Here is a 23,900-nt window from a genome sequence, read left to right on the forward strand (position 1 = left end):
TGACTAGCCGATGAGCTCGTTAAAGAGCGCGTTCACACCCGGGTCAATGCGCTGCAGTTCCGAGTGCGCGTCATGCCACTCAATGATTTCGTTCGCGGCGTGGTGGAGCGCGACGGTTGGGTTGAAGTCGGGCACCACTCGACGGATCTTGGTGTTATCGAAGACAACCGAGTGTGCCATGTCGCCGGTGAGTTGCCCCGCACGTTCCGGCGCGGCCCGCTCGATTGCGGCACTGGTGGCGTAGCGGAGCTTCGGTTCTGCCCCGGCCGCTCGTCCGAGGATCGAATAGATCTCGTTCCATGTGTAAACGAAGTCACTCGTGATCTGGAACGTGTCTCCGTACGCGAGCGAGTTGCCAAGGAGTCCCACGAATCCCACCGCGAAGTCGCTCGCGTGTGTGAGGGTCCACAGAGATGTGCCATCACCGTGAACGATGATCTCCTCGCCTCGGCGGATTCGATCGATCGCCGTCCAACCTCCAAATGCGGGGATCGTCCACTTGTCGTAGGTGTGTGATGGGCGCAGCACCGTCACCGGAAAAGCCCGGTCGCGGTACGCCCTGGTGAGCAGATCCTCGCACGCAATCTTGTCGCGAGAATACTGCCAGTACGGGTTGCGCAACGGCGTCGATTCGGTGATCGGCAGGCGCGCGACCGGCTTCTGATAGGCCGACGCGGAGCTGATGAAGACGTACTGTCCCGTCCGCCCCTCGAAGCGATCGATATCGCGCTGAACCTGGTCAGGAGTGAAGGCAATCATGTCCACGACGACGTCGAACTCGCGACCTGCAAGCGCAGCATCGACAGCATTAGCATCCGAGATGTCTGCCCTCAGCACCTCGACCCCGTCCGCGGGCGCGCGGCGAGACTCACCGCGATTCAGCAGCGTCACGTCCATGCCACGCATCGATGCGAGCTCACTCGCTGCCGAGGAAATAATCCCCGTCCCGCCTATGAACAAAACTTTCGTCGCAACCATGCAGGTACTCTACCGAGGCGGGCGACACGCCAACCACACTGGCTGCGTGGCTACGGCTCGACGCTATCCGTGCAGCACTCCCCTTGTCGTATTTCTCTCAGTGTGAACTCTTCGAAGAGGGAACGCAGATACTCTTGCGAAAGGGAACAGCACGCGACGGAGCACGCTCGGCTGAGCGAGCGTTTCACAAAGGACGTAGTACACAAATGGGAAAGCTCATCTACGACGTTGGCATCAAGGTCGAGATCGAAGATCGTGCGCTCACTCACTTGCAGCTCGTCATCAGTGCAAAGTTGCGCCGGGGAGAGCCGTTCGCTTTCAGCTGGCGCGAGGATGCGAGCGTCGGGGGCGGGCGGACCACGGTCTGGGTCCACCCCGGAAGCTCGCTCGTCTACAAGTACTACGGCGGTCGCCAGCCGTCTATCAACCGCGCGTGGGTCGATGCCTTGGCATTCACGGCAAACACCCCAACCGGTCTTTACCTTGTTCCTGAACCTGCTGATACCGGGGATGGATCTGCCACGGGCGAGGTATCTGTGCCGTCGGCCGACTGATCCGCGCTTAGGTATCGAACCACCTCGGTGATGGAGTCGATTCCTGTCACGCTTCCCCATCCGTGGCGATACATACCGACTCCAGGATTGGATGGCGGACCGCACAATGCGAGCCGCCTGGTCGTCACATCGGCATCAGAGCGGTCGAGGAGGAGGATTCTGAGAATCCTTGGGGTCTGGCACCGCAGGCTTCCCCTTGTCGACACCGTCGGGTGTGATGGGCTCAAAGCTGTCGTCTTCGCGAGTCTCTTCAAGCGGCACATCTGCCCGCTGTTGCTCCTCGCGCGGGTCCTTAGCGTCGGGCATTCTGGACTCCTTCTATCGATCGGTCAACACACCATGACAGACGAACGGAGCAACGCAAAGGGCATTGACCGGTACGCGAACTGCGGGTAGGGACGGGAATGCATGATGCCGCAGAATCGAGAGCCTCTGTTCCTCGGAGACGAGACTCAGCAGAGACAGCTGTGCTAAAAAAGGTGCGCGCTCACGTAGGTTCTGGAGTGTCAATCATCTCGTCAACAAGCGTGATACCGCCCGTCGAGTTGGCAGAATGCATCAGCCGCTCGATCCATTGCGAGTTCAACTGCGGACCGTCCTTTGCATCGAACACAAACCGCAGCGGAATCGAAGGATGGAACCAGATAGTGGAGCGACCTTCCGGGTCTCCGTCCGAGTGCACCCAGGACAGCGTGAAGCTCTCCTGTCGGCGCAATTTCGTCGCAATGACAATCTTCAAATGCGACAATGCACGGTCCTCGATATGGATCGGCTCGCCAAGTCCACCGTAATGAATCCTGCCCATACTTGAAATGTAGCGGACTTTCATAGGGCTCTGGGACCCGCCGGTCTGAGCTTTACTGTCGACGTTAGTGGCAACTCCACACGGTTGGCTTCGCTGTCGTGCTCAAACACGCTCAGCTCATCCACGGTGTCAATCCCCTTGGTTGGTACACGCGAATAGGGGAAAGTGTCAATCACACCGAACTCAATGAGGCGATCAGAATGGCAATGAACCACACCCAGACGAGAAGCGTCACCAGGGAGATGCCACGATGACACTCACATCCCCGGAGCGTCCGAAGTCAGCGGCCGCTTGGGAGGTGCTCCCTCTGGGAGAAAAGGCGTGGAGAATCTGCGACAGCGCCCGCGAGCCGATGGATCCCTCACGCCTTGTGGCTTATCTGGATCGCAGCGAGACGGGAAGCCTTGATGTACTTTGGCTACGGAGCCCCTGCCCAACACGATCGCGCTACCGCGACATTGAGGAACTCTTGGCCGACCTCGACGTAGCGATAGCGGAGGGCCGTCTCTCCCGATCCGTCCAACGGCCACACATCCCGCACTATCCGCCCACACGCTGAGCGCACGTAGCGCCTCGAAACCGCAGTTACGCTCCGCGTTGTGAGGAGTTGAGTGGTTTGCGCATGAGTATCTGTGGCGTGCCGTCCCCTTGCTCGACCCGTTCGGCGAGGCGATACCCGCATTCCTCGTACAGCCGCACGTTTGCCTCGCTCAGGCTTCCAGTGAACAATTCGTCTTCCTCGCTCGACGTCGCCCCAGTTGGGAGCGCGTAGATTCCGGCACCCCAGGACGTCACCCAGAATGAAGGCGAACAGCATCGGTCCTGTGATCGCGAAGCAGCTGGGACGGCGCCTCAGCCTCTGTGGATCATCGCCTCGAACTAGAGCCGAATGAGCAAAGCCGCCATGTCCCTTGACAATCGCCCGACGCTCCTCGGGACATCCAGCGATACCGCGCACGCAGAATTGCGAGCTCGTCTGCATAGCGCACGAACGAGCGATGGTCAACCCAATCGCAACCTCGCCCTTGCGGACTTACGGTGAACCCACAACACCGAAAGGGACGTACTCATGTCAAACCCGAACATTGCCCCAATTCCCGTACCCAGTGCAGAAGATCCGGATGATCTGGTGACAACGGAGGTCGATGGCGAAACCACGCTGGATCCCGACGTCAACGCCGACCTTGTCGATAGCGCGAGCGCAGACCGCCTCGCCGCTGGCAGTGAATCTGAGAATCACCAGTCTGAGTCTCAAGACAACGAGCCCGATATCATCAGCGGCGATGCGCCCTCTGACCTGCAAGACGGTACGACATGAGTGATATCGAGATCCAATACGAGGAACCGACGGAGCAGCGACCCAAGTCGTCTGAGCAGATCGAAGTCGTTCCTGCGGGCGGTGCTTGGATGCCACCGCTTTCCGCCAGCTGCCCCACAAGAGTTCACTCCGGAGACAGACAGAGGCCGAAGGGACGACGATGTTGAAGACACACGACGCAGTCGAGGAGCGAGTGGAATGTGTGGTGCTCGTGAACCCATCCAAAGCCGAAGTGATGCAGGCTCAGCGACGTTTCAATGTGCATCCGCTGATAGTCGGGGACGTACTTGGGAGGCGCCAGCAACCGAAGTTCGAGCGTTTCGACGAACATCTTTACGTCTCTCTGTGGGATTTGAATCGCGAAGGTGATGATCTGTCAGGGGTAGATACCGACCTTGCTCTGATTTTCAACGCACGAGAGCTTCTGCTAATTCAGCGCGGGCCCGACCATGGCTTGCGTGATCTCGATGCCCTGGTTGGCGCGTCAGGCCCGGTTTCGGCACCTGCCTCAATCGCTGCGGTGTACCGCGTTCTCAACGCGGTAGTGATGGACTTCGTAGAGTTGGGTGCTGAGATCGAGCATGACCTCGAAGATCTTGAGGCCGAAGTCTTCAATAGCCGCGTTCGTGAGGATTACTCACGTATCTATCGATTGAGACAACGGATAGGTCGAATCGACCGCGCGGCGAGGGGTCTGGCCGAAGCTCTCCAATCGGGCCAGGATGCTATTCAGACCGCAACTGCGACGGCACCTAGCATGCAGCCTTATCTCCTGCACCTTGAGCACGATGCGAATGGCGTCTCTGAACTTGCTGCCGCCGAACATCTCTCGTTGGATGCGGTCGTTAGCAGTCACGAAAGCAACGTTGCCACTCGCCAGAACAAGGACATGCGCACGATCTCGGCTTTCGCAGCACTGCTGGCAATCCCGACCGTCTTGGCGGGGCTCTATGGGATGAACTTCAAGAATCTCCCCCTTATCGATTGGGAGTACGGCTGGGTCGCCGTTGCCGTCGTCGTGGTCGCAACTGATCTGCTCGCCTACATGCTGTTTCGACACCGCGGGTGGCTCGGCGGGCCTCAGCAGACCCGCCACGATGGCGATTAGCTGAGAAACTGTGATGGGCAGTGTCCTGGCAGGTCTAGAACGGTGAGTTCGACGAGGATACGAACTGGCCCTCCGCGGCGTCATCGCCTACTCTTTTTGCGTCGCTCGCTCGCCTGACTCGGCTCGAGCAGACGTCGAATCGCGCTTTCTGGACTCACGGCGAGGTCAAGAAGCTCTCCTTTTGCGTATCGCCGGAAGACACGAGGATCTATATAGCTTCCGCGCGCGACGGCCGGAGTATTGCCAAGGGCATCGGCTGTCGCAGCTACGGCGAGCTTTTCCGCCGCCCCTCGCTCGCGCACCTTGTCGACAGCCCCGATGCGCGCGAGTGCCTCAGCTGCGAGTGTCGTGCCGCGCAAGGTCCGGAAATCTTTGGCCGTGAACGTGCCGCCAGTGAGTACCCGGATGTGGTCGTTGACCTCAGACGCGGTGAGCGCAATCTGCCGTCTTCCCCGGTAATACCAAAGAAGAGCAGATCCGGGGCGGCCCGCGTGTAGAACCGATATCACCTCAGCAAGATCCTCGTCCTCAATCTCCAGATGCGCTCGCTTGCCGCTCTTCCCTGGAAATACGAGGGTCACCACGGAGCCTGTGACGGATGCGTCGCGTCGTTGTAATGTCGTGAGGCCTCGGCTTCCATGACGAGCGAGATACCGGCTGGAGCCAACGCGGGGCGCTACTTCGTCCAACAGCCGGAACGCCACCGCCAAAGCCCGTTCACGGTCGAAGCCTTCACGTCGCAGTGCCATTGTGGCGTAAGCGCGTGCGTGCGGTAGTGCCGCCGCCAACGCGAGTGCTCGGGCGAACTTGTTACGGTCCTGACGTTGACGCCAGCGTGAGTGGTAAATGTATTGTCTACGCCCCGCGGCATCCGTTCCGACCGCCTGGATGTGCGCCATCGGGTCGGCCGCTATCCACACGTCCAGCCACGCTGGTGGAATCATCAGATCGCGGATGCGTCGTCGGACCGATTCCGCGACGAGCTTGCCGTTTACGTCGAGGTAGCGAAAGCCCCGCCCCGCATGCACTCGCCGAAACCCGGGGTCAACTCTAGGGCTCGCCCGAACGAGCCTCGACACGGCACATCGCCAATCAATGGTCGCGGAGCATCGAAATCAGCTCCGCCTTGCGCTTGCCTGAATAGCCGGTGATACCGAGTTCTTTCGCACGCTTACGAAGCTCCTCAACGGTCCAGTCGTCGTAGTCACCTGCTTTCCCGCCGCGTCTGCCGACAGCAGCGCGGCCATCTCGTGCTGCCGCATTCGATATCCGTGCCGCCTTCTCTTTCGAATTGCCGTCCTCGCGAAGCTCCTCATAGAGCTCCGGATCTTTGAGGCTGTTACCGCCACGTGTTCCGGGCATGGGTTTCTCCTTCTTGTTTAGGAAGATACTGACCACTCCCCCGCACTGTCGCGAGGGGGTTGACAGTATCAGCGACGAGTCGCATAAATAGCACCGTCCGCCCCTGACGTCAACCCCCGCGATTACTTGCACAAATCCTGCCAAGCTCAAAGTGCTTACCGAGGCGGCCATCGCCGCTCTCCGCTTTTAGAAGGAGGAACAGCATGAATATCGCTCTCATCATCATCATCGTCATCGCGGTTGTCTTAGCAATCGTCGGTGGACTGAATACCGCTCTCAACTGGCTGCTCTGGGTTGCCATAGTCGTCGCCGTAATCGCGCTCATCGCATTCCTCTTCCGTGTCATCAGCGGACGCAGCCGCACCTGACTCGAGGACGTGGTCATGGACACGAAGCTGTCTGCCCTCACGATCAACTGCACGCTGAAGCCATCGCCGGCTGCGTCGAGCACGGACGTCATGGGCGACCAGATCGCCACATTCTTGGCGGAACAGGACGTCGAATGTGTGAACGTCCGCGCAGTCGACCATGTCCTTCTCCCCGGTGTGGAGAAGGACATGGGAGACGGCGATGCGTGGCCGGCTTTGCGCGAGAAGGTGCTGAGTGCAGATATCTTCGTCCTCCTGACACCCACGTGGCTGGGACAGCATTCGAGTGTCGCTCAACGGGTTCTCGAGCGTCTCGACGCCGAGTTGGGAGAAACGGACGATAAAGGCCGTCCCGTCCTTTTCGACAAGGTGGCAGTCGCCGGTGTCGTGGGAAACGAGGACGGCGCGCACCACATTGTCGGAGTGTTCTACCAGGCACTGAACGATGTCGGCTTCACCGTGCCTGCACAAGGATGCGTGTACTGGAACGGTGAAGCAATGCACACAACCGACTACAAAGACCTCGACCAGACCCCTTCGGCCGTCACGGCATCGATGACAGCAGCGCTGACCAACGCGATTCACCTAGCAACGCTATTGCGGGGCGACGGATACCCCGCAACAGCGTGACAATGGACCGAGAGGCTTCACACCGAGCCTCAGCGCACAGAAAAATCCTCACCATGCCTCAGAGCCGGTGGGGATCTTTCCTTGCTTAGGTCAGCGGTAGTAAGGGTAGTTGGGGTACTGATAATTCGGTGTCCAGAATGGGGCGTACCCGTAATAGCCGAGGATGCTCCCATACGTTTCACGTACGCGGACCAGTTCCGGGTCGTACGTGGGCGCGCCAGCGATGTGCTCGCGGGTCTGATCGATTCGCACCTCGTCTTCGGTGATGGAGGTGATGGCGTCAACCGGGACGAACGTCCTGTCCTGTCCCATTCCTAAGAAGCCTCCCGAGGCAACCTCGATGAACCGCACTCTGCCTTCGGCGTCATCGATGAGTAAATCCTTGATCTTGCCCAGGTCTGCGCCGTCTCGGTCTTTGACGTCGCGGTTGCGGATGTCCTCATCGCGACTGCCGACCGTTTCATCGGTCTCACTGAGCTTGACAAGCGTTCCTGCGTCTTGTGTGTCCATGATGATCTCCTACTCGATCGCTTAGTTAAACGCGGGCAGGGTCTGCCGCGAGGTGACTTCGCTCGATGGTTCGCTAACTATTCAGCGCTCTGACGTCTCATCAATGTCCGTCTGAGGCCTCCCGATTACACCGATGCCCACAGCTTCATGGCTCGGCTGTGGTTCGTGCCTCCTCTCCGGTGCCTTCGGTTCTTCGCCTGGCTCTTTCTCCGTGCTTGGTTCTTGCAAATCTTCGGTCGACGGTTCAGGCTCCGCTTCGGCATCCCGCTCGTCCTCAGGTGCGAGGTCACCTGGGACCCCGGTGCGCTCCACCCTGTCGTCTTCTTCCGGTAGGACTGGTCGGTCCCGATCCGGTACTTCCTGTGGATCTGACATTCTTCTCTCCTTCGGTCCTAGACATCTTCGTAGTGGACACCCTCTCAACCAGACCGGCCGTTGTGATGCCCATTGACATCGCACCTGGGGCGAGCTATCACGTCCCAACAAATCTCGATAGATCCGACCCCACCAGATCAGGTGCGGTATGCACCGATGAGCGGCGCTGACGTAGACAGCCTCGATACGGAACAACCCGCCTCTTAGCGTTCTGAGGTGCCGACGTCAAGGCTGTCGTAGGCGCGGAGACTGGAGCCTATTCTCATCAGAACCCGCAAATAGGGATAAGCAAGGAGTCTAGACATGGCCAAATTCGACGTCACGACCCGGAGTAAAAACGGGCAGTGGGTGAATGAAGTAGAAGGCGCGAATGAGCTATCGCGCAGCTTCGGTAGTCGTATCGAGGCAATTTCGGAAGGGAGCGAGTTCGCCCACAAACATAGCTCCCGGCATGCCATCGAGGATGCTGAGCCGAGCGGCGGAATCACTGACGGCGGGGCACCCGGGGAAGCCCCGATCATCGTCGGAGACAAGCCGCACCGGCAGGACAGCTTGCCAGAAACGACCGACGAGAACGGGTTCCCGCTGGAAAATCCGGCGGGCGGGTGAAAGCCAAGCCTTGACGTGTTCGAAGCCACTCCACAGGGACGGCACCCGCCGTGACAAGCGATACTCCTATCCCAGTGGGCATCCAAACCTGCGCAAAAGAGGGAAGAGCTCGCATTGAGTGAGAGTAATCCGCCGACTGTGCGGCGAGCGGCGAGCATCGTTCGTTCACTAAAGGGCGCGGTGCTCCCCGCACGATTATTGCTCGTGGCGAAGACGGCACTCGCGGTTGGTCTAGCGTGGATGATTGCACCGCACCTGCCAGGTGTCACCGATGACTACCCGTACTACGCGCCGCTCGGTGCACTCGTCAGCATGTACCCGACGCTGATGAGCTCGCTACGTTCCAGCCTGCAGACCGTTCTCGGGCTCGTGACAGGCATCGGGCTCGCAGCGCTCGTGGTGGTTGCCGTCGGCCCGAGCTGGTGGTCGATCCCCATTGTTGTCGGCCTCGGTGTCCTTGTATCCGGGACAGGCTGGTTCGGTTCCGGGCAAGAGTACATACCAATCGCCGCGCTGTTCGTGCTCATCATCGGCGGGCAGAACGCAGATGCGTATTCGCTCGGATACCTCACCCAGATGGGCCTCGGTGTAGCCATCGGACTGGCGGTCAACATACTGATCGCCCCTGCCCCGCTCACCGACCATGCGACTGCCCGCGTAGATGCCTGCCAGCAGCATCTCGCCGCACACCTGCGTGATATCGGGAACGCGGTATCGGAATCCTGGCCACCCGCGCACGACGGATGGGTGCATGACGCCGTATCGCTCGCGGAAACAGCGCGAAGCGTGCAACGTGCTCTTGGGGAAGCCGATGACAGCCGGCGCGGCAATTTTCGCGCCTGGATTGGCCGCAGCGACTCGCGTGAAGGCCACGAAAGGCTTGACACTCTCGATAAAATCACGCATCACATCCGCGATATCTCTGACTGTCTCGCGGATACGATCTGGGAGCGTCCGGGCGGCCTGACACTCGATCCCGCGTTGGTCGGCCCATTGGCGTCCGCTTGTCACGCAGTCGCAGATGTGATCGGGCAACCCCAGCACTTTTCACCCGAGGCGCATCGTGCACGTGGTGATGCCGCACGCGCGCTGCGGCTGCTCTGGGAAACGGTCGATAAACGCACTTTCGATGTTCGACGCGTGATGGGGCCGGGCGTGCTGACAGCCATGCACCTTCGCCGCATCCTGATGCTGACCGTACGAGAACCTGGATGATTCGAGCCCAACGCAGCCGTCGGCGCGATGGACGTTTTCGTCATCTACCTGCGACAGCGCGGTTCCGCGAAATCGAAGCCGGTTGGCACACCACACCATTTGTCGTCGTGGAGTCGGAATAGATTTCGGTCAGTCTTCGTCGATGTCCTTCGCCGCCCGCGCTTCCGCGGAGTAGTCCGGACGCTCCGGTTGCGACGGTTGGTCCGACAACTCTCCCCCTTCGCGTCCGCCGTAGGGGCGTCCATGGTCGGCGAACTCCTCGCGGGAGAAAACTAGGGTCCACGGTCCGACGGTGAATCGCGCACCCGTGCGGAGTATTTCCGATTTCCCGCCAAGGCTATCGGCGTCAGGGTTCGAGTTCATCTCGCCCTCGCCGCGTAGTGCCAGGACGTACTCGTCTTGATCATCATGAGTGATCGTCGCGTGCACTGGATCGGCGTCTGTAAGCATGAGTTCATTCCCGGTGGCGGATCCGATTCGGACCACATCCTCTGTCAGATGATGCTCGAATCGCTCGTCGTGTCGAGAAATGAAGAGACGGGGATTACCGGCTCCCCATTCGGCATGAGTCGTGGTCGGTCGATGTCCTTGAGCATTCTGGTCAGTCATGTTCGTACCTTTCACTCTGGTGCTCGACACTACGCTCCGTGCTCGTCGATGCCGAGGGGCTTGACTGGGGGCGATGCGGTGTGAGGTGTGCTCAGCATGTCTTCCGTGACCATCTTGATCCCGCCGCTCGAGTTCGCGGAGTTCGCCATCGCGGTAATCCATTCAGCGATCAGCGGAGGCGCTTCCGGGGAGTCGAACACGAACCGCAACGGTATCGACGGATGCAACCAGATCGTCGACCGCCCGGGCTGACTTCCCTCCGGATGAGTCCACGACAGCGTGAAACTCTCGTTGCGTCGCAGTTTGGTAGCGATTACCACCTTCAGGTGCGCCAGCGCACGATCCTCAATGTGAATCGGTTCTGCGGCACCGCCGTAATAGATCATGCCCATGGGCCTACGCTACCCAGACACGTACTGACAACGCTCGTGTTGTCAGAAAGTAACGGTGCACACATGTGCAGGCTCATCTTTGCGGGCGGAGTCAAAGGTGAGAGCGAGGATAGGGCGCCTACGCGCCGCCTCGCAGCGTTGTCAACCCGATTGCGCGATCATTTTCAGAAGCGTTGAGTTGGTGTATGGACAGCGATAAGCACAACACTCAAGGCACCCCTGGCGACAACGAAGAAGCGGACACTGCATCTGGTGGAGCTCCAGAGAAGCCCGACAGCACCGCCGAGAAGGAGCGCACAGAGGAGAACTACTCCGACGATTGAGTGGGAGAGTGAAATGCATCGCAGAGAGGGGTAAGGATGTCTCACCACTTCTCCGTCGGAGACCACGTCTCGTGGAATTCAGAGGCGGGTCGCGTCTCCGGACGAATCGTGAAAAAACACACGTCAGACTTCGACTACAAAGGCCACAATCACCGGGCGTCTGCTGACGAGCCACAGTACGAGATCCAGAGTGACACTACTGACCACGTGGCGGCGCACAAGGGCAGTGCCCTCCATCTCCTCGATAGCAAGTGAGCGGCGTGAATGCCACGCTGTTCTTCACAATCGGTCACTCGAACCGTCCCCTCGAAGAATTCGTGGAGCTCCTTAAAGAGAGCGCAATTACGCAGGTTCTCGACGTTCGCAAGCTACCAGGCTCGTCCAAGTACCCACAGTTCAATGAAGACGCACTCGGGGCTTCCCTCAATGAACGCGGAATAGATCTGATTCGGCTGGACGCGCTCACGGGGCGCCGCCCCGTGAACAGAGACGTGCCATTCGAAGTGAACGGCTGGTGGGAGAACCGGAGCTTCCACAACTATGCGGACCATGCGCGCTCTACGGAATTTCGAGACGCGTTGGATGCGCTCCGTGAACAGGGCGCGGCACACCAAACAGTGCTGATGTGTTCGGAAGCGGTCTGGTGGCGGTGCCACCGACGGATTATCACCGATCACCTCCTCGCCCGCGGCGACGACGTGCTCCATATTCTGGGCAAAGGGCAGATCAAGTCCGCAGCACTGAGTGATGGAGCGGTCATCCACAGCGACCATGCCGTCACGTACCCGGTCGACGAACAAGCGGATGCTGACGAGACGCTTCGGCTGGTTCGAGAAGCAGAGCGTAGCGGCGTGAGTCACGCGAATCGCCCGGAACGAACCAGCCCATAATCTCCCGTTAGGAGGACCGAATCATCATGATCAAGACAACAAAAACCGCCCCGAAAAAGCAAGCCGCGCCCGGTGGTACCGGAGCGAAGACCGCACGACGTCAGAATGCGGAGAAAGGCTTCGTCGCGTCCAAAGATCTCGGCCTGAAGCTGCAAGCTGTGCTCGTGGATCTACTCGAGCTGCAGATGCAGGGAAAGCAGGCGCACTGGAACGTTGTCGGTAAAAATTTCCGCGACACGCACCGTCAGCTCGATGACATCATCGACGCTGCACGCACCTTCAGTGACACCGTCGCGGAGCGAATGCGAGCGCTTCACGCGGTGCCCGACGGACGAAGCGATACTGTTGCGGCAACTACGACGTTGCCCGAGTACCCGCAAGGAGAGATCGATACGAGTGAGACGGTCGACCTCATCACCGTTCGACTCGAGAGGACTGTCGCGACGATGCGCGACGTACACGACGCCGTCGACGAGGAAGATCCGACGAGCGCGGACATTCTGCACGCCGTGATTGAGAAGTTGGAACAGTTCGCCTGGATGGTCAGCGCCGAGAATCGTTCACCGGCGAAGGCTCGATCCTGAGCTGCCATCGCGCCGGCAGCACATTTCGGATTTCGAGCGCGGACGCTACTCGGAACAGCATCCTCAGGAGCGAAGACGAGGATGCTCTCCGGTGAACCTACGATGAGAACCATTCGATATAGAATCCCGCCGGGCGCAACGATAACCTAAGCGCATGGGGACTGCCGCACCGAAGCGGGTTGCACGTAAGGCCGAGTCAAGTACCACCTTGCGTGTTCTGGCGCGTGTTGGCTATGCCGCGAATGGTGTCGTACACCTGCTTATCGGTGTCATCGTCATCGTCATCGCATTCGGCGGAAAAGGCGCGAGCGATCAGTCGGGTGCATTCATGGCAATCGCCGCCGCACCGCTCGGGTTTGTCGCGCTCTGGGCGCTGGCAGTCGCACTGTGTGCGCTCGGGATATGGCACGCTCTCGAAGGTGTTCTCGCGCGGGATCCGGATGGCGATGCCAAGGGCTCAGCCAAGAAATGGGGTCGCCGCGTCTCAGAATGGGGTCAGTCGCTCATATTCATTGTGCTGGGCATAGTCGCCGGTGCAGTCGCGCTCGGTGCACGGGTCGACAGCGAGGAGTCCGCAGAGACAGCCAGCCGAGGCGTGCTGTTGTTGCCCGGGGGTCCGGTCATACTCGGCATCCTCGGGGTGGGGATTGGCATCGGCGGCGTCTCATTCGTGGTGATGGGCGCGCTGCGCAGTTTTAAGAAGAAGCTATCGATACCTGCGAATCCTGTGCGCACCGTTGTGACCGCACTCGGAGTATTCGGATTCATCGCTAAGGGCGTGGCGCTGACCATCGTCGGATTCTTGACGGTCGTCGCCGCGGCGAAAGTCGACGCATCCAATGCAGGTGGGCTCGACGGCGCCATTCAAGCTCTTCTTGGCATCGCTTATGGCCCGCTTCTCGTTGGTCTGGTCGGCGTCGGCTTTATCGCATACAGCGTGTTCTGCCTCTTCCGCGCGCGCTACGCCCGCTTATAGCCAGAGCACTCAGACACGCAGGTCGCAGCTGACACGCCCGAGCCATCCACTCTTTTTGCCCTATAACCCTAAGCCCACACGCCGACCGCGGGTCAAAGCAGAAAAGCCTCGAAGACACTGGCGAGAGTGTCTTCGAGGCTTATCCGTGCACCCCTCGGGACTTGAACCCGAAACCCATTGATTAAGAGTCAATTGCTCTGCCGATTGAGCTAGAGGTGCGTGGCTGGGATTTCCCCGGCCGAGCAATTACATTACCAGCGATTCAAGCTCAGGTGAAATCGAGCGGAGAACCGGCGTGGCGCGGCGCCCAGTATCCTAAGAACGTGAGCGCCTCCCCCATTATGACCGATTTTTCGGACGACCTCGAACTCGCACTCAGGCTCGCTGATGCCGCCGATGCACAGTCCCTCCCGCGCTTCGATGCCGCCGATCTCAAGATCTCAACCAAGGTCGATCGCACACACGTCACCGATGCAGATCTAGCCACAGAGCGTGCCATTCGGGCGTTACTGGCAGATGAGCGCCCCGGTGATGGCATCTTCGGCGAAGAGTTCGGTGTCGAAGGCAGCACCCATCGCCAGTGGATCATCGACCCAATCGACGGCACCGCAAATTTCATGCGCGGAGTTCCGCTGTGGGGCACGATGATCGCGCTCGCAATTGATGGGGTACCGCAGGTCGGCGTCGTCAGCATGCCGGCCCTCGGCCGCCGCTGGTGGGCCGCAACGGGCAGTGGCGCATGGACCACGACGGATGCTTCACCGCGGCGCGTCACAACGTCAGCGGTGGCATCACTCGATGAGGCTGCCGTCAGCTTCCAGAGCATTACCCAGTGGGCGGATGCCGGACACTTGCCGACACTCCTGCGCGTCGCCGATCGTGTGTGGCGCGATCGGGCCTACGGCGACGTCTACGCGTACATGCTTCTCGCCGAGGGGCGACTGGAAATGGTTGCCGAGTTCGACGTCAAGGAGTACGACATCGCCGCGGCGGTGCCCATCGTGCGTGAAGCCGGTGGAACTTTCACGTCCTTCGACGGTGCCGACACAATCTCGGATCGTTCGTCGCTCGCAACCAACGGCATTCTGCATGAGGCGTTCCTCGCGTTGGCACATCCCCTGACCACCAACTGAGCGCAGTTCGCGCGCATCGCCGCCGGTTGTTCAGACATCCCCGCGCATCGCCGCTGACCCCTCGCTGAACACCAGGGGAACATCTCGATACACCTTTCCGAAACGCGTTCGACAGTGTGTGGCCACCATCGATAGTGGAGTTTGCGACGGCGTCCGCTGTTCGTTTCGCACGCTCCCCGAAGGATCCACCTATGTCCTCGCCGAAACGCGCCCCGCGCGTCGTTCCGACCGTTCTGGTCTCCGCCATCCTCGTCGCCGGTGCCGCAGCCGTGCCGACAACGGCCGCTGCGACCACGCCCGCAGCCGATGCCCCGCGCGAGGTGAAGACCCTCGTCGTCGGCATCGACGGCGCGAGCTTCGACTTCCTCGCACCTGCGGACATGCCGACTCTCGCCGCGCTGCGCACCGCTGGCCTGACCGCGACGAGCAACCTGTACGCGCAGCCGATGGCTCCCACCGTCTCCGGACCCGGCTGGTCGACCATCGCCACTGGAGTCTGGCCCGACAAGCACGAGGTCATCGACAACGCCTTCAGTGCACCGAACTTCGAGGAGTTCCCCGACTACCTCACCCGCATCGAGCAGGCATCGCCTGAGCGCTCCACGATGGTCATCGGCACATGGGGCCCCGTCGCCCAGAACGTATTCGGGCCGGCCGTGGATGAGCGGGTCATCGGCGGCGGTGACGCCGGCACGACGACCAAGGCCGTGGCCGCGCTGTCGGAGCCGGCGACGGACGATCTCTTCGTCCACCTCGACGAGGTCGACGGCGCCGGCCACTCGGGCGGCACAGACGGTGCCGTCTACGGCCCCGCGCTCCAGCGCGCCGACGCGCAGATCGGCGAGATGATCGCGGCCATCGATTCGCGCGCCACACGCGCGCAGGAGGACTGGCTCATCATGGTGACCTCGGACCACGGACACATGCCCACCGGTGGTCACGGAGGCAACACTCCCGCTGAGCGCAAGACCTTCGTCATCGCCTCGGGCCCCGGGATCGAGCCCGGATCGGTGCGTCATGATGCCAAGCTCGTCGATATCGCACCGACCGTGCTCGACGCCGTAGGCATCGAACCGGAGGCTGCTTGGAATCTGGACGGCATCGCCCTCGACGACCTGAAGGCGGACGACTTCGACAGCGTTCGATCTGCCCTGCGGACGCAGCTCGATGAGACGGCCCCCGGCGCCGATACGCTCGGGTGGACGCATGAGACGCCCGAAGGATGGAGCATCGACAACTCCGCGATGCCGGAGGGCGGCGTGCGCGAATGGGCCGGCTGGTCCTTCACCACAGACGAGTTCTTCTCAAACGTCGACCGCGGCCAGAACCGTGAGAACAACGTGCGCAGCCGCAACGTCTTCGCCGTCGCCGACTCCGACGAGTGGGACGACCTGCCCCACGCGAACGGCCAGTTCGACTCCACTCTGATCAGCCCGTCGTACTCCCTGACCGGGGCGGCGAACGCCACCCTCGCCTTCGCCTCGACCTACTACATCGACGGCCCACAGTCGGCAGACGTTCTGGTCAGCTTCGACGGCGGCGAGCCCGTGCTGATCAAGAGCTATGAGCGCAACACCAATGCCAACGAGCGGCTGACGTTCGACGTGCCGCAGAGCGCCGAGAGCGCACAGTTCCGTTTCCGGTACACGGGCACGAACAGCGCATTCTGGGCGGTTGACCGTGTGAGTTTCGAACAGCCGCAGCCGACCGCGCCGAGCGAGCCCGTCGCCGTTCAGGTCACATCCGGCGATGCGAGCGCCACGGTCACATGGCAGACACCGGTCGCCGACGGGCACTCGCCGATCTCGGGGTACACCGTCCTGGCGACCCCCGTCATCGACAAGGGCAAGTCGAAGCAGGCAGTTCCCGTCATCGTCGAGACGGCCGCCCTCACCGCCACGCTGGATGCGCTGCGCAATGGAGTCACGTACACGGTCACCGTGACCGCGACGAACGCGTACGGCACCTCTTCCGCGTCGGAGGCCGCAACCGCCTCGCCGACCGTATCTCGTGCTACCCCGGCAACTCCGCCGGCGAAGAAGCCGCGCGGCTGATCCCTAAGAGGCTTGCTCGGCTCCGCTCCGGCGCATGACGAGCCGGCCAGGCCGGATGCAGACGGCAAAGGCCCTCCTCCTCGGTTTTCACCGAGGAGGAGGGCCTTCATCTTGTGACAGCGGCACGGTGGAGCTGGGGGGAATCGAACCCCCGTCCAACGCTGAGTATCCACGGATTCTCCGGGCGCAGTCTGTGCAGACGTTCTACTCGGCTTCGACCTTTGTCACAGACACCTAAGTCGACAAGCCCAGCCTGGGAAGAGTCCCGTGTGACGTCCAAACGCCATCACACAGCAAGATTCCTAAATGACGCCAGGGTCCGTATCGGAATCACATACGGTCTGACGGACTATCGGGCTCGCTTATGCAGCGAGGGCGAAGTCGTTGCGCTTTGTTTCGGCAACTATAGTTTTGCAGGGAGCGTTCGCGAGATAACCCTGCATCCTCGGCCCGCTTCACGTGGATTCACAGGCGCTGTCGAAACCGATCAGCCCCGTGGTCCTTCTCTCGAAGGGACCGCTGTCACTCTGTGGATTTATCACCTCAGGCATCGAAACACCTGAGCATCACAGAGTACAACGGATCCGCGCGTCACGCTATTCCTGGCTGGCGTAGAGTCGCTCCCATGAGCGATGTCACCATCACAGTCCGCGGCGAGAACGAGGCGCGTATCGCGCCCGAACGCGCTACCATCCGCGTCACCGTGCGCACCGAGGGGTCTGCCCGTGCGACAGTCGTCGAACAGGCGATGAACTTGGCCGAGCCGCTGCGCTCAAGCATCACCGAACGCAAGGATGCCGGCACCGTGGCCGAGTGGACCAGCAAGCGCCTGGCAGTACGTGCCGAACGCCCATGGAACAACGAGGGCAAGCGCCTCGCGCTGGTTTACCACGCCACCATCGACTTCAGCGCGACTTTCACCGAAGCATCCGAACTGTCGATTTGGGTGTCAGACATCTCCGCATGGGATGGCGTCGAAGTCGGCAGCGTCAACTGGCATCTCACGCCCGAGACTCGCGCCCGCATCGAGCGCGAAGTAGCCTCCACTGCCGTCGGTGTCGCGGTCGCCCGCGCCGAGGCGTACGCCAGCGCCCTGGGCCTCACCAGCGTCACTCCCCTGGAGATCGCCGATGTCGGACTCATCTCCAACAACCAGCCGCCCGCTGGGCTCCAGGCGATGAGAGCACGCGGCGGCATGGCATTCTCGGCATCCGCCGACTCTGGGCCTTCGATGGAGTACGAGCCCGACGACATCGTGGTCGCAGCCACTGTCGAGGGCCGCTTCACCGCGAGCTAGCGTTTCGACCAGCCCGAGATCAGGACATCCGCTCGAGATCAGGAGATATGCGCCGAAATCGTCCTGATCTCGGCGCAAGCTCCTGATCCGGGCAACGTCAGCTCACTGCGTGAACGGCGCCAGCTCAGCCGCAAGGCGCTCTGAGACATGCGCATGGATGCTCGTACCGTGCTCGCCGTGCGTCGAGGACAGCAGCATCCCCGTCTCATGAACCGCGGCGACCAAGTCTCCCCGGTCGTATGGGACGAGCGCATGCACCTCCACCGCAGGCTTCGGCAACGCATCATCGATCGCAGCACGCAGTTCTTCAATGCCCTCACCAGAACGCGACGAGACGAAATGCGCGTGAGGTTCAAGTCCCTGCAGCACCAGACGATCGTCGTCGGAGATCAGATCGGCCTTGTTGAACACGACGATTTCTGGAAGGTCACGTGCTCCGACATCCCCGATCACGTCGCGTACGGTCAGCAACTGCCCCGCGGGGTCAGGATGCGATCCGTCGACGATATGCAGAACGATGTCGGAGTCCGCGACTTCCTCGAGCGTCGAACGGAACGCCTCGACCAGTTGATGCGGAAGATTCCGCACAAACCCGACAGTGTCGGTGAACGTGTACACGCGACCATCAGAAGTCTCAGTGCGGCGCACCGTGGCATCCAGCGTCGCGAACAGCGCGTTCTCGACCAGCACTCCAGCACTGGTGAGTGCGTTGAGCAGACTCGATTTACCTGCGTTGGTGTACCCGGTGATCGCTACAGACGGAATCGTGTTGCGCTTGCGTTCAGCGCGCTTGGCGACTCGTGACGGCCCGAAATCGCGGATCTGTCGGCGCAGGATCGCCATGCGGGTGCGGATACGACGACGATCGAGCTCGATCTTCGTCTCACCAGGACCGCGCGATCCCATCCCCGCTCCCCCGGCGCCGACCTGGCCACCGGCCTGCCTGCTCATCGAGTCACCCCAACCGCGTAGACGCGGCAACAGGTACTCGAGCTGGGCGAGCTCGACCTGAGCCTTGCCCTCACGACTCTTCGCGTGTTGGCTGAAGATGTCCAGGATCACCGTGGTGCGGTCGATCACCTTCACCTTGACGACATCCTCCAGGGCGCGCCGCTGGCTGGGCGCAAGCTCAGTGTCGGCGATCACGGTGTCAGCACCGGTCGCGGCGACGAGGTCCTTCAGTTCCTGCGCCTTGCCACGGCCGAGATAGGTGGCCGGGTCCGGATGCGGACGCCTCTGCAACACGGCATCCAAAACGACAGCACCCGCCGTCTCGGCAAGGGCTGCCAGTTCGCGCAGTGAGTTCTCGGCATCCGTCTGTGCGCCTTGCGGATACACGCCGACCAGCACGACGTTTTCCAGCCGGAGCTGACGGTATTCGACCTCGGTGACGTCTTCGAGTTCTGTGGAGAGCCCAACGACACGCCGCAGCGCATGCCGGTCTTCCAGATCCCATTGGTCACCGTCCCGATTCGTGTGGGCGGTGGTCGCATCATCCTGTAGCGCCTGCGCAGCGCCAAATATCCGCGCCTCAGTGCGCGGCTCTGCATTCGCGAGTACGCGATCCAGCGTCTCGTCGGTGCGAGTGTCGTCTGTTGCTTTCGTCATCCTCTGCCTTCTGTGTGCGGCGCCTTAACCTTAACCCCGGACTCCGGTACGCTCGCCATATGGGGTCCGATCACTACTTCACTGCGGCCCCGGCAAGTGCGGAGAACCTGCGAACCATTCGGTTGACGCTCGCAGGTCGAGAACTGGAGATGACCACCGCTGGTGGTGTCTTCAGTCCTGACCGCCTGGATGCCGGTACAGCAGCTCTTTTCGCCAATATGCCTCCGCTACCTCCGAGCGGCAATTTTCTCGACCTCGGAAGCGGCTGGGGCCCAATCAGTATCACTATGGCACTCGCCTCCCCCCACGCCACGGTGTGGGCCGTCGATGTGAACGAGCGTGCGCTCGATCTCGTCCGTCGCAATGCCGCGGCTTTGGGACTTACTAACATCAACGCTGTACGGCCTGACGATGTTCCCGACGACGTCGTCTTCCGGACGATCCGCTCGAATCCGCCGATCCGCGTGGGCAAGAACGAACTACACGACATGCTTGAACGTTGGATCCCCCGGCTAGACGAGCGCAGCGATGCCTGGCTCGTCGTGCAACGCAATCTCGGTGCAGACTCACTTCAACGCTGGCTCGGGGCGACATTCCACCCCGATTACAGCGTGTTCCGCACCGCGACGAGCAAGGGCTATCGGATCATCAAGGTGCGCAAGCACGGCAACCCGCCAACGGAGCCGATCACCGTCGGTTGACCGCGGCTCGCTGATCGCTTTTCGCCACGGAGTCATCGATAGTCGGGAAGTCCGAGCAGTGCTGGTAAGTCAGCCATATCGTCGAACACCGTCGTATTCTCGCCACGCAGCCATTCGCTCGGTGTGAGACCACCCGCGTAGCCGAATGAGTGCATTCCAGCGGCGCGGGCGGCGGCAACGCCGAAACGGCTGTCCTCGATGACGACGCACCGCGATGGCGAGACCCCCATACGCGCGGCTGCGTGCAGGAACAGGTCTGGTGCAGGCTTTCCTTCAGCTACCTCGGTGGCGCTGAAAATCCGCCCTTCAAAACGGGCGTGAAGGCCCGTGATCCCAAGCGTATGACGGATCTTTTCATGCGGACCGCTGGATGCGACGCACGTCGCCCACGGGATCTGTTCGATTGCTTCCTCCACGCCGGCTACGGCGACGAGCTCACGTTCGAAGGCATCGGCGTACCACGGAAGGTATGGCTCTTCCCATTCGTCTGGCAGGCCGCGACCCAGATGAGATTCCAGTTCAGCACGAAAATGGGCCGACGACCTGCCGACGAACCGGTGCACGATCTGTTCCTGATTTAGGTGCCATCCGAACTCTGCCAACACGCGTCGGTCGACCTCGACCGACAGCACCTCACTGTCGACGAGCACGCCGTCGCAGTCGAAGATGACCAGGTCTATGCCTGTGGAGAGCATGGGCTTAGGCCAGAGTGACCTCACCGGAGAAGGTGAGTTGCGCGGGGCCAGAGAGTGCGACGTGCTCGCCGTCCTCTGCGGGGAACATCCGCACGCCGAGCGAGCCTCCAGGAACCTCGACACGCCAGTTGTCGGGTGCACGGTCGCCTGCCCAGTAACGCACGGCAAGTGCGGCGGCGGCAACGCCGGTGCCACAGCTCAGAGTTTCGCCCACGCCTCGCTCGAATACGCGCATCGTGACGTGGCCGATGCCATCACGCACGAGGGGCTCTCCCGGCACAACGAACTCCACGTTGGCTCCGGCCGGCAGAGCAGGCTCGAGCTCGGGGATGTACTCGAGTTCAAGGCCGGCGAGTTCTTCCTCGGAAGCCAAGGCGACCACCACGTGTGGGTTGCCCACGTCGATGCCGAGGCCAGGGCGGGCAACAGCCAGACCGCGTGCCTTCGCGAGCGGGTCATCTCCAGAAAGACGCCAGCGTCCGAGATCAACCTGGTAGCCGTTGCTACTGGTCGTGACGTCTCGAACACCTGCACGCGTTCCGATCGGAAGCGTGGAGCCCGACTCAATCGTCGCGAGACCCGCGCGCACCAGATAGTGCGCGAAGACGCGAACACCGTTGCCACACATCTCGGCGATGGATCCATCGGCGTTGCGGTAGTCCATGAACCATTCGGCTGCCGGCTCTTCTGCCAGGGATGCGGCCCCCTCAGGCAGCGCGGCAGAACGGACGACCCGCAGCACTCCGTCTGCGCCAATGCCGAAGTGCCGGTCGCAGAGCGCAGCAACTTGCTCGGCGGTGAGTTCTAACTCGCCGTCCGGGTCGGCGATGATGACGAAGTCATTGCCGGTGCCATGTCCCTTGGTGAATGCAACCATGTGAACAGTCTAAAGAGGAGCCGACACCCGCCAGGTCTCTTTCAGAGCATTATGTCCGGCGCGTGTGATCTCCAGCCCGCGGCCCGCCTGCCGTCGCACCACCCATCCGCGTTCGATGAAGGCTTGCGCCATTGCAGATCCCAATGACCCGGCGAGATGGGGCCTGCGTTCGGTCCAGTCCGGACATCCGCGGATCAGGCGTCGACGCGCCTGGGTGAGTTCATTCACCTCGATGCCCTGTGCGCGCAGATGCGACGCGCCGCTCGGTGTGACATCGACCAGATCCGTGTCGACCCACCCGTTCTCGACCAGGCTGTCGGCCAGCGCGATTCCGAGTCTTCCTGCGAGGTGGTCGTAGCAGAGCCGGGCATGCGCCAAGTCTCGCGCGCCAGCCGCCTGCCGATACGTGATCTCCGGTGCCGGCGGGCACAGATGTCCCAGACGTTCCAGCGCACCCGCTACATCTGCGTCAGAGATGACATAGAAGCGCTGACGCCCGCGCGGTTTGCATGCGATAAGGCCTGCGTCGAGCAGCACCGACAAATGCTCGCTCGCGGTAGACGCGCTGACACCTGCAGCAGAAGCCAGTTCTCCTGCAGGGCGGGACGAACCGTCCATCAGCATGTTGAGAAAGGCGGAGCGGGTCGGCGCGGACAGCGCATGCCCGATCACTGAGAGATCACGCGACATGTCGCCATCGTACGCGTCCACACTTCGGCATATCCCGAAACGTCCCCGCAGTATCGTGCCAGCATGACACTGCACACATACGACACCACGCTCCGTTGGCAGGGCTCCACTGCCGACGGCTATCGCGGGTACTCCCGCGCTCACACTGCACGCACGGCCACGGCTGACGCGGTGCTGGCTCTGTCGGCAGACCCTCATTTCCGAGGCGACGCGACTCTACTCAATCCGGAACAGCTTCTTGTCACGGCCGCGAGTTCTTGTCAGCTGCTGTCCTTCCTCGCGGTGGCGGCGATGCGCGGGATCGATATCCACGCCTACACGGACACGGCTCAGGGGTTCATGGATGACCGGGTATCCCCCACTGCAATGTCGCGCATCGTGCTGCAACCGGTGATCACCGTCGCACGCGGCACCGACAGCGCAGATGTCCTCGACGCCGTGGAAGCCGCTCATGAAGGTTGCTACATCGCGAACTCTCTGCGAGCCGAAGTGAAGCTCCAGCCGACGGTGGTCGAAGCGTGAGCGCCGTGCTGCGGGACATTGGACTGCTGCTGCGTACTGGCCCGGGCTCCCTCGCGGAGTTCGGCGAGGTACTCGGCGCCGCACGCGTCAGCCTGGAAGGCGGGGGCGTCTTCACGCATCAGGATGCATCGATTGCGCACTTCCTCGTGAATGATGCTGACACCGCCGTCGAGGCATTGGATGCCCATGGAATGGGCCCCGTCGTCATCAGTGACGTTGTCATGCTGAGGCTCGACCAGGAGACACCAGGTCAGCTCGGCGCCTTCACGCGTACCCTCGCCGACGCCGGCATTGAGATCCTCGTGCAGTACAGCGATCACGACCACCGACTGGTTCTGATCGTGCCGCCGGATCAGCATCTGCGCGCCGCGCAGATTGCTTCTGCCTGGGATGCCCGCTGACTACTTCAGTCGGCGATCAGCCGCTTGCCGGTGTTGAAGACGTCGAAGCGCTCGTAGCCGAGCGCATCGTAGAAGCCGAGCATCGCATCGTTACTCTCGCGCACCATGAGTTGCACCTTCGGAAAGCCCATCTCGAGGAGCAGCCGCTCGGCCTCGGCGACGAGGGAGGTACGGATCATTCCATGGCCGTATGAGTCCGGCATCCTGCCAGAGACGTACGACCGAATCTGCATCGTCCCGTACGAACGCGCGTATAAGCCAAGTCACCGCAGAACTCTACAGCGAATACTGCCCCGCTCTGGCGCGCGGTGCGGCT

General features: G+C 61.5%; 31 protein-coding genes, 1 tRNA gene, 1 other RNA gene and 1 pseudogene. 19 read left to right on the forward strand and 15 right to left on the reverse strand.

Annotation, left to right across the window (positions count from 1 at the left end):
* Positions 1-3: 3 nt before the first annotated feature.
* Positions 4-978 (reverse strand): SDR family oxidoreductase, encoded by a 975-nt coding sequence (locus ACSU04_RS03385; protein WP_439288434.1) that lies wholly within the window; start codon positions 976-978, stop codon positions 4-6.
* Between the two features lie 206 nt (positions 979-1,184).
* On the opposite strand from ACSU04_RS03385, the gene ACSU04_RS03390 reads away from it, so the two are divergent.
* Positions 1,185-1,532, forward strand: coding sequence for a DUF7882 family protein (locus tag ACSU04_RS03390; RefSeq protein ID WP_439278417.1), 348 nt, complete (start codon positions 1,185-1,187; stop codon positions 1,530-1,532).
* Positions 1,533-1,667: 135 nt separating this feature from the next.
* Here ACSU04_RS03390 and ACSU04_RS03395 read toward each other — a convergent pair whose 3' ends face one another.
* On the reverse strand, positions 1,668-1,838 hold the full coding sequence (locus ACSU04_RS03395) for a hypothetical protein (RefSeq protein WP_439278418.1): 171 nt from the start codon (positions 1,836-1,838) through the stop codon (positions 1,668-1,670).
* Positions 1,839-2,019: 181 nt separating this feature from the next.
* Complete coding sequence (locus ACSU04_RS03400) at positions 2,020-2,337, reverse strand: DUF7882 family protein (RefSeq protein WP_439288435.1); 318 nt, start codon at positions 2,335-2,337, stop codon at positions 2,020-2,022.
* Between the two features lie 1,069 nt (positions 2,338-3,406).
* Between ACSU04_RS03400 and ACSU04_RS03405 the strand changes: the two genes are divergently transcribed.
* Positions 3,407-3,655, forward strand: a complete 249-nt coding sequence (locus ACSU04_RS03405) for a hypothetical protein (RefSeq protein ID WP_439288436.1) — start codon at positions 3,407-3,409, stop codon at positions 3,653-3,655.
* Between the two features lie 202 nt (positions 3,656-3,857).
* On the forward strand, positions 3,858-4,763 hold the full coding sequence (locus tag ACSU04_RS03410) for a CorA family divalent cation transporter (RefSeq protein WP_439288437.1): 906 nt from the start codon (positions 3,858-3,860) through the stop codon (positions 4,761-4,763).
* Positions 4,764-4,843: 80 nt separating this feature from the next.
* Here the strand turns inward: ACSU04_RS03410 and ACSU04_RS03415 are convergent, their stop codons facing one another.
* Together ACSU04_RS03415 and ACSU04_RS03420 are read right to left on the reverse strand one after the other, a co-directional pair.
* Positions 4,844-5,842: a DNA topoisomerase IB gene (locus tag ACSU04_RS03415; RefSeq protein ID WP_439288438.1), complete on the reverse strand. Its 999-nt coding sequence runs from the start codon at positions 5,840-5,842 to the stop codon at positions 4,844-4,846.
* Between the two features lie 13 nt (positions 5,843-5,855).
* Entirely contained in the window at positions 5,856-6,125 is a 270-nt protein-coding gene (locus ACSU04_RS03420) for a DUF7218 family protein (protein WP_439288439.1), read from the reverse strand.
* A gap of 203 nt (positions 6,126-6,328) precedes the next feature.
* On the opposite strand from ACSU04_RS03420, the gene ACSU04_RS03425 reads away from it, so the two are divergent.
* On the forward strand, positions 6,329-6,493 hold the full coding sequence (locus ACSU04_RS03425) for a hypothetical protein (protein ID WP_439288440.1): 165 nt from the start codon (positions 6,329-6,331) through the stop codon (positions 6,491-6,493).
* Between the two features lie 15 nt (positions 6,494-6,508).
* The gene (locus tag ACSU04_RS03430) at positions 6,509-7,123 is read left to right on the forward strand and encodes a flavodoxin family protein (RefSeq protein WP_439288441.1); all 615 of its coding nucleotides are present in this window, start codon (positions 6,509-6,511) and stop codon (positions 7,121-7,123) included.
* A gap of 90 nt (positions 7,124-7,213) precedes the next feature.
* Here ACSU04_RS03430 and ACSU04_RS03435 read toward each other — a convergent pair whose 3' ends face one another.
* Positions 7,214-7,633: a PRC-barrel domain-containing protein gene (locus tag ACSU04_RS03435; RefSeq protein ID WP_439288442.1), complete on the reverse strand. Its 420-nt coding sequence runs from the start codon at positions 7,631-7,633 to the stop codon at positions 7,214-7,216.
* A gap of 678 nt (positions 7,634-8,311) precedes the next feature.
* Here ACSU04_RS03435 and ACSU04_RS03440 point away from each other — a divergent pair.
* The 3 genes and pseudogenes from ACSU04_RS03440 to ACSU04_RS03450 form a co-directional block, all read left to right on the forward strand.
* Positions 8,312-8,617 (forward strand): DUF2188 domain-containing protein, encoded by a 306-nt coding sequence (locus tag ACSU04_RS03440; protein WP_439288443.1) that lies wholly within the window; start codon positions 8,312-8,314, stop codon positions 8,615-8,617.
* Positions 8,618-8,731: 114 nt separating this feature from the next.
* Positions 8,732-9,832, forward strand: coding sequence for an FUSC family protein (locus ACSU04_RS03445; RefSeq protein ID WP_439288444.1), 1,101 nt, complete (start codon positions 8,732-8,734; stop codon positions 9,830-9,832).
* A 27-nt stretch (positions 9,833-9,859) separates the two neighbouring features.
* Positions 9,860-9,919, forward strand: a pseudogene (locus tag ACSU04_RS03450) (hypothetical protein); the annotation flags it as partial.
* A gap of 42 nt (positions 9,920-9,961) precedes the next feature.
* Here the strand turns inward: ACSU04_RS03450 and ACSU04_RS03455 are convergent.
* Together ACSU04_RS03455 and ACSU04_RS03460 are read right to left on the reverse strand one after the other, a co-directional pair.
* Complete coding sequence (locus ACSU04_RS03455) at positions 9,962-10,441, reverse strand: FHA domain-containing protein (RefSeq protein ID WP_439288445.1); 480 nt, start codon at positions 10,439-10,441, stop codon at positions 9,962-9,964.
* A gap of 29 nt (positions 10,442-10,470) precedes the next feature.
* The gene (locus ACSU04_RS03460) at positions 10,471-10,833 is read right to left on the reverse strand and encodes a DUF7882 family protein (RefSeq protein ID WP_439278430.1); all 363 of its coding nucleotides are present in this window, start codon (positions 10,831-10,833) and stop codon (positions 10,471-10,473) included.
* A gap of 185 nt (positions 10,834-11,018) precedes the next feature.
* On the opposite strand from ACSU04_RS03460, the gene ACSU04_RS03465 reads away from it, so the two are divergent.
* The 5 genes from ACSU04_RS03465 to ACSU04_RS03485 all read left to right on the forward strand — a co-directional run bounded on the left by ACSU04_RS03465 (position 11,019) and on the right by ACSU04_RS03485 (position 13,606).
* Complete coding sequence (locus ACSU04_RS03465) at positions 11,019-11,156, forward strand: hypothetical protein (RefSeq protein ID WP_439278431.1); 138 nt, start codon at positions 11,019-11,021, stop codon at positions 11,154-11,156.
* A 36-nt stretch (positions 11,157-11,192) separates the two neighbouring features.
* Positions 11,193-11,411, forward strand: a complete 219-nt coding sequence (locus tag ACSU04_RS03470; protein ID WP_439278432.1) for a DUF2945 domain-containing protein — start codon at positions 11,193-11,195, stop codon at positions 11,409-11,411.
* Positions 11,412-11,416: 5 nt separating this feature from the next.
* The gene (locus ACSU04_RS03475; RefSeq protein ID WP_439288446.1) at positions 11,417-12,046 is read left to right on the forward strand and encodes a DUF488 domain-containing protein; all 630 of its coding nucleotides are present in this window, start codon (positions 11,417-11,419) and stop codon (positions 12,044-12,046) included.
* A 26-nt stretch (positions 12,047-12,072) separates the two neighbouring features.
* Complete coding sequence (locus ACSU04_RS03480; protein ID WP_439288447.1) at positions 12,073-12,630, forward strand: Dps family protein; 558 nt, start codon at positions 12,073-12,075, stop codon at positions 12,628-12,630.
* A gap of 154 nt (positions 12,631-12,784) precedes the next feature.
* Positions 12,785-13,606 (forward strand): DUF1206 domain-containing protein, encoded by an 822-nt coding sequence (locus ACSU04_RS03485; RefSeq protein WP_439288448.1) that lies wholly within the window; start codon positions 12,785-12,787, stop codon positions 13,604-13,606.
* 146 nt (positions 13,607-13,752) lie between these two features.
* Here the strand turns inward: ACSU04_RS03485 and ACSU04_RS03490 are convergent.
* Positions 13,753-13,825: transfer RNA gene (locus tag ACSU04_RS03490), tRNA-Lys, on the reverse strand.
* 122 nt (positions 13,826-13,947) lie between these two features.
* Here ACSU04_RS03490 and ACSU04_RS03495 point away from each other — a divergent pair.
* Together ACSU04_RS03495 and ACSU04_RS03500 are read left to right on the forward strand one after the other, a co-directional pair.
* Positions 13,948-14,739, forward strand: a complete 792-nt coding sequence (locus ACSU04_RS03495) for an inositol monophosphatase family protein (RefSeq protein WP_439289416.1) — start codon at positions 13,948-13,950, stop codon at positions 14,737-14,739.
* Between the two features lie 191 nt (positions 14,740-14,930).
* Positions 14,931-16,793 (forward strand): alkaline phosphatase family protein, encoded by a 1,863-nt coding sequence (locus ACSU04_RS03500; RefSeq protein ID WP_439288449.1) that lies wholly within the window; start codon positions 14,931-14,933, stop codon positions 16,791-16,793.
* Positions 16,794-16,918: 125 nt separating this feature from the next.
* On the opposite strand, the gene ssrA is transcribed toward ACSU04_RS03500, so the two are convergent.
* Positions 16,919-17,288, reverse strand: a transfer-messenger RNA (tmRNA) gene (ssrA, locus tag ACSU04_RS03505).
* Positions 17,289-17,418: 130 nt separating this feature from the next.
* On the opposite strand from ssrA, the gene ACSU04_RS03510 reads away from it, so the two are divergent.
* Positions 17,419-18,090, forward strand: coding sequence for an SIMPL domain-containing protein (locus ACSU04_RS03510; protein ID WP_439288450.1), 672 nt, complete (start codon positions 17,419-17,421; stop codon positions 18,088-18,090).
* Between the two features lie 102 nt (positions 18,091-18,192).
* Here the strand turns inward: ACSU04_RS03510 and hflX are convergent, their stop codons facing one another.
* The gene (gene hflX, locus ACSU04_RS03515; protein ID WP_439278446.1) at positions 18,193-19,698 is read right to left on the reverse strand and encodes a GTPase HflX; all 1,506 of its coding nucleotides are present in this window, start codon (positions 19,696-19,698) and stop codon (positions 18,193-18,195) included.
* Positions 19,699-19,757: 59 nt separating this feature from the next.
* Between hflX and ACSU04_RS03520 the strand changes: the two genes are divergently transcribed.
* Positions 19,758-20,399, forward strand: a complete 642-nt coding sequence (locus ACSU04_RS03520; RefSeq protein WP_439278447.1) for a class I SAM-dependent methyltransferase — start codon at positions 19,758-19,760, stop codon at positions 20,397-20,399.
* A 32-nt stretch (positions 20,400-20,431) separates the two neighbouring features.
* Here ACSU04_RS03520 and ACSU04_RS03525 read toward each other — a convergent pair whose 3' ends face one another.
* Genes ACSU04_RS03525 through ACSU04_RS03535 form a run of 3 tightly spaced genes read right to left on the reverse strand, consistent with a single transcriptional unit; the run spans position 20,432 to position 22,661 of the window.
* Positions 20,432-21,118, reverse strand: coding sequence for an HAD family hydrolase (locus tag ACSU04_RS03525; protein WP_439288451.1), 687 nt, complete (start codon positions 21,116-21,118; stop codon positions 20,432-20,434).
* The gene (gene dapF / locus ACSU04_RS03530) at positions 21,099-21,971 is read right to left on the reverse strand and encodes a diaminopimelate epimerase (RefSeq protein WP_439288452.1); all 873 of its coding nucleotides are present in this window, start codon (positions 21,969-21,971) and stop codon (positions 21,099-21,101) included. The genes ACSU04_RS03525 and dapF overlap by 20 nt, the downstream gene beginning before the upstream one ends.
* Positions 21,972-21,980: 9 nt before the next feature.
* Positions 21,981-22,661 carry an ArsR/SmtB family transcription factor gene (locus tag ACSU04_RS03535; RefSeq protein WP_439288453.1) on the reverse strand — a complete coding sequence of 227 codons (681 nt, stop codon included), beginning with the start codon at positions 22,659-22,661 and terminating at the stop codon, positions 21,981-21,983.
* A gap of 63 nt (positions 22,662-22,724) precedes the next feature.
* Here ACSU04_RS03535 and ACSU04_RS03540 point away from each other — a divergent pair, with 63 nt between their 5' ends.
* Both ACSU04_RS03540 and ACSU04_RS03545 read left to right on the forward strand, forming a co-directional pair.
* Entirely contained in the window at positions 22,725-23,183 is a 459-nt protein-coding gene (locus tag ACSU04_RS03540) for an OsmC family protein (protein WP_439288454.1), read from the forward strand.
* Positions 23,180-23,584: a hypothetical protein gene (locus ACSU04_RS03545; protein ID WP_439288455.1), complete on the forward strand. Its 405-nt coding sequence runs from the start codon at positions 23,180-23,182 to the stop codon at positions 23,582-23,584. The genes ACSU04_RS03540 and ACSU04_RS03545 overlap by 4 nt, the downstream gene beginning before the upstream one ends.
* A gap of 5 nt (positions 23,585-23,589) precedes the next feature.
* On the opposite strand, the gene ACSU04_RS03550 is transcribed toward ACSU04_RS03545, so the two are convergent.
* On the reverse strand, positions 23,590-23,763 hold the full coding sequence (locus ACSU04_RS03550) for a hypothetical protein (RefSeq protein ID WP_439288456.1): 174 nt from the start codon (positions 23,761-23,763) through the stop codon (positions 23,590-23,592).
* Positions 23,764-23,900 lie beyond the last annotated feature (137 nt).

The organism is Microbacterium sp. A84 (genome assembly GCF_051842815.1).
Lineage (GTDB): Bacteria > Actinomycetota > Actinomycetes > Actinomycetales > Microbacteriaceae > Microbacterium.

Excerpts from the sequence above, each read along its gene's own strand:
- ACSU04_RS03480 (WP_439288447.1), top strand. The coding sequence starts at position 12,073 with ATGATCAAGACAACAAAAACCGCCCCGAAAAAGCAAGCCGCGCCCGGT.
- ACSU04_RS03395 (WP_439278418.1), bottom strand. The coding sequence starts at position 1,838 with ATGCCCGACGCTAAGGACCCGCGCGAGGAGCAACAGCGGGCAGATGTG.
- dapF (WP_439288452.1), bottom strand. The coding sequence starts at position 21,971 with ATGGTTGCATTCACCAAGGGACATGGCACCGGCAATGACTTCGTCATC.
- ACSU04_RS03465 (WP_439278431.1), top strand. The coding sequence starts at position 11,019 with ATGGACAGCGATAAGCACAACACTCAAGGCACCCCTGGCGACAACGAA.
- ACSU04_RS03485 (WP_439288448.1), top strand. The coding sequence starts at position 12,785 with ATGGGGACTGCCGCACCGAAGCGGGTTGCACGTAAGGCCGAGTCAAGT.
- ACSU04_RS03430 (WP_439288441.1), top strand. The coding sequence starts at position 6,509 with ATGGACACGAAGCTGTCTGCCCTCACGATCAACTGCACGCTGAAGCCA.
- ACSU04_RS03390 (WP_439278417.1), top strand. The coding sequence starts at position 1,185 with ATGGGAAAGCTCATCTACGACGTTGGCATCAAGGTCGAGATCGAAGAT.
- ACSU04_RS03500 (WP_439288449.1), top strand. The coding sequence starts at position 14,931 with ATGTCCTCGCCGAAACGCGCCCCGCGCGTCGTTCCGACCGTTCTGGTC.
- ACSU04_RS03405 (WP_439288436.1), top strand. The coding sequence starts at position 3,407 with ATGTCAAACCCGAACATTGCCCCAATTCCCGTACCCAGTGCAGAAGAT.
- ACSU04_RS03385 (WP_439288434.1), bottom strand. The coding sequence starts at position 978 with ATGGTTGCGACGAAAGTTTTGTTCATAGGCGGGACGGGGATTATTTCC.
- ACSU04_RS03470 (WP_439278432.1), top strand. The coding sequence starts at position 11,193 with ATGTCTCACCACTTCTCCGTCGGAGACCACGTCTCGTGGAATTCAGAG.
- ACSU04_RS03540 (WP_439288454.1), top strand. The coding sequence starts at position 22,725 with ATGACACTGCACACATACGACACCACGCTCCGTTGGCAGGGCTCCACT.
- ACSU04_RS03510 (WP_439288450.1), top strand. The coding sequence starts at position 17,419 with ATGAGCGATGTCACCATCACAGTCCGCGGCGAGAACGAGGCGCGTATC.
- ACSU04_RS03550 (WP_439288456.1), bottom strand. The coding sequence starts at position 23,763 with ATGATCCGTACCTCCCTCGTCGCCGAGGCCGAGCGGCTGCTCCTCGAG.
- ACSU04_RS03440 (WP_439288443.1), top strand. The coding sequence starts at position 8,312 with ATGGCCAAATTCGACGTCACGACCCGGAGTAAAAACGGGCAGTGGGTG.
- ACSU04_RS03535 (WP_439288453.1), bottom strand. The coding sequence starts at position 22,661 with ATGTCGCGTGATCTCTCAGTGATCGGGCATGCGCTGTCCGCGCCGACC.
- ACSU04_RS03460 (WP_439278430.1), bottom strand. The coding sequence starts at position 10,833 with ATGGGCATGATCTATTACGGCGGTGCCGCAGAACCGATTCACATTGAG.
- hflX (WP_439278446.1), bottom strand. The coding sequence starts at position 19,698 with ATGACGAAAGCAACAGACGACACTCGCACCGACGAGACGCTGGATCGC.
- ACSU04_RS03520 (WP_439278447.1), top strand. The coding sequence starts at position 19,758 with ATGGGGTCCGATCACTACTTCACTGCGGCCCCGGCAAGTGCGGAGAAC.
- ACSU04_RS03455 (WP_439288445.1), bottom strand. The coding sequence starts at position 10,441 with ATGACTGACCAGAATGCTCAAGGACATCGACCGACCACGACTCATGCC.
- ACSU04_RS03400 (WP_439288435.1), bottom strand. The coding sequence starts at position 2,337 with ATGGGCAGGATTCATTACGGTGGACTTGGCGAGCCGATCCATATCGAG.
- ACSU04_RS03420 (WP_439288439.1), bottom strand. The coding sequence starts at position 6,125 with ATGCCCGGAACACGTGGCGGTAACAGCCTCAAAGATCCGGAGCTCTAT.
- ACSU04_RS03435 (WP_439288442.1), bottom strand. The coding sequence starts at position 7,633 with ATGGACACACAAGACGCAGGAACGCTTGTCAAGCTCAGTGAGACCGAT.
- ACSU04_RS03425 (WP_439288440.1), top strand. The coding sequence starts at position 6,329 with ATGAATATCGCTCTCATCATCATCATCGTCATCGCGGTTGTCTTAGCA.
- ACSU04_RS03495 (WP_439289416.1), top strand. The coding sequence starts at position 13,948 with ATGACCGATTTTTCGGACGACCTCGAACTCGCACTCAGGCTCGCTGAT.